We start from the raw sequence: 1,638 nt of genomic DNA on the forward strand, positions 1-1,638 counted from the left end.
GCGCCGTTCGCACCCACCCCGGGCAGATGGCATTGGCGGTGATGCCGGTACCCGCGTTCTCCAATGCCGTTACCTTGGTGAACCCCACCACGCCGTGCTTCGCTGCCACATAGGCAGACTTGTTCACTGATCCGACCAGCCCATGCACCGACGCGATGTTGATGATGCGACCGGATCCCTGCTGCTTCATGTAAGGCAAGGCCGCCGCCGTTGCATGGAACACCGCCGAGAGATTCAGCGCCAGGATCGCATCCCACTTCTCGACGGGAAACTCCTCGATCGACGCGGTGTGCTGGATGCCCGCGTTGTTCACCAGAATGTCGATGCGCCCCATCTTCGCCACGGCGTGGTCGATCATGTCCCGAACTGCGTCGCCGCGAGACAGGTCGGCRCCGTCGTGCGCCACCCGCACACCGAACTCGGATTCCAGGCTGGAGCGGATTCTCTCGATCTCCGCCGCATCGCCAAAGCCATTCAACACGATGTCGGCGCCTTGCCGCGCCAGCGCCGTGGCAATGCCAAGACCGATACCGCTGGTAGAGCCGGTAACCACCGCAACTTTTCCATTGAACATGGGCGAGCTTCCATCGGGCGTAGACAGCCAGTGTAGCTTCCACGCCACGCATGGAGGTCATGTCAGCCCCAGCGCGAAAACCCGCGCCTGCATCATGCGGTACGAACGGGTGCCGGCGGCCCGCCGTACGTTCCCACGCCGCCATCATTCAGGAAATGGCGGGATCCACACGCGCGTCATAGCTGCGCTGATAGTCCTGAATTCGTTCCATGTTCTTGACGGTCCAGTCGAACAGGATCGAGAACGGCTCCTGCAATGATCGACCAAGCGGCGTCAACGCATACTCCACGCCGAGCACCCTGCCCTCCAGAACCCTGCGCGTCACCATGCCGTTGCGCTCCAGTTTTCGCAGCGTCTGCGTCAGCACGCGCTGGGTGACGCCATCAAGGCGGCGTTTGATCGCATTGAAGCGACGCGGCTCGTGCAACACCGCCAGCACCATCATCGACCATTTGTCGGCGATCTGGTCGAGGATCACGCGACTCGGACAATCGGCGCGGTAGATCGGGTCAGTCTCATCCATCGGTATCCTCCGGCATCCCTGGGATGCTTCAGGTGCGTAATTGACGCTAGGTATCCAAAGAATACCATCAGGCCAACAACATACCCGCCCCAGGAAAATCCAGATGACAGCAACGGAATTCAGCAAGCTTCACATCTCCAGCGCGAACGGCGTCGCCACGATCACGATCGACAACCCGCCGGTAAACGTTCTCGACGTTCCGCTGATGAGCGAGATACGCCGCTTTCTACTCTCCGTTCGCGATGATCAAAACACGCGCGTGCTGGTTTTCCAGAGTGCAGACCCAGAGTTCTTCATTGCCCATGTCGACATGACATTGATCGACGAGCCGCACGCGTTCGACGATGTTGCCCGCGAAGCTCCAGAAGGCCTCAACCCGTTCCAGGCGTTCGGCGAGCTGCTGCGAGAGCAGCCGCAGGTCACGATCGTCAAGCTGGCCGGATTGGCGCGCGGCGGAGGCGCCGAATTCATTTCAGCGGCCGACATGGCATTTGCCGCAGAAGGCCAAGCGGGACTTGCCCAGTGCGAGGCGTTGATGGGC

At 61.1% G+C, this 1,638-nt stretch carries 3 protein-coding genes; 1 reads left to right on the forward strand and 2 read right to left on the reverse strand.

From position 1 onward, the window contains the following. The coding region (locus AC1VAN_RS21165; RefSeq protein WP_480986675.1) for an SDR family NAD(P)-dependent oxidoreductase at nt 1–574 on the reverse strand (574 nt) is incomplete at its 3' end. A 148-nt stretch (nt 575–722) separates the two neighbouring features. After that, nucleotides 723–1,097 carry a winged helix-turn-helix transcriptional regulator gene (locus AC1VAN_RS21170; protein ID WP_442252349.1) on the reverse strand — a complete coding sequence of 125 codons (375 nt, stop codon included), beginning with the start codon at nt 1,095–1,097 and terminating at the stop codon, nt 723–725. A gap of 103 nt (nt 1,098–1,200) precedes the next feature. Between AC1VAN_RS21170 and AC1VAN_RS21175 the strand changes: the two genes are divergently transcribed. Then, nucleotides 1,201–1,638 (forward strand): enoyl-CoA hydratase/isomerase family protein (locus AC1VAN_RS21175; RefSeq protein ID WP_480986676.1); only part of this gene is annotated, 438 nt, incomplete at its 3' end.

The organism is Stenotrophomonas sp. 05L44_2 (assembly GCF_056665995.1).

Coding starts and splice junctions, on each gene's coding strand:
- AC1VAN_RS21170 (WP_442252349.1), bottom strand. CDS start 1,097: ATGGATGAGACTGACCCGATCTACCGCGCCGATTGTCCGAGTCGCGTG.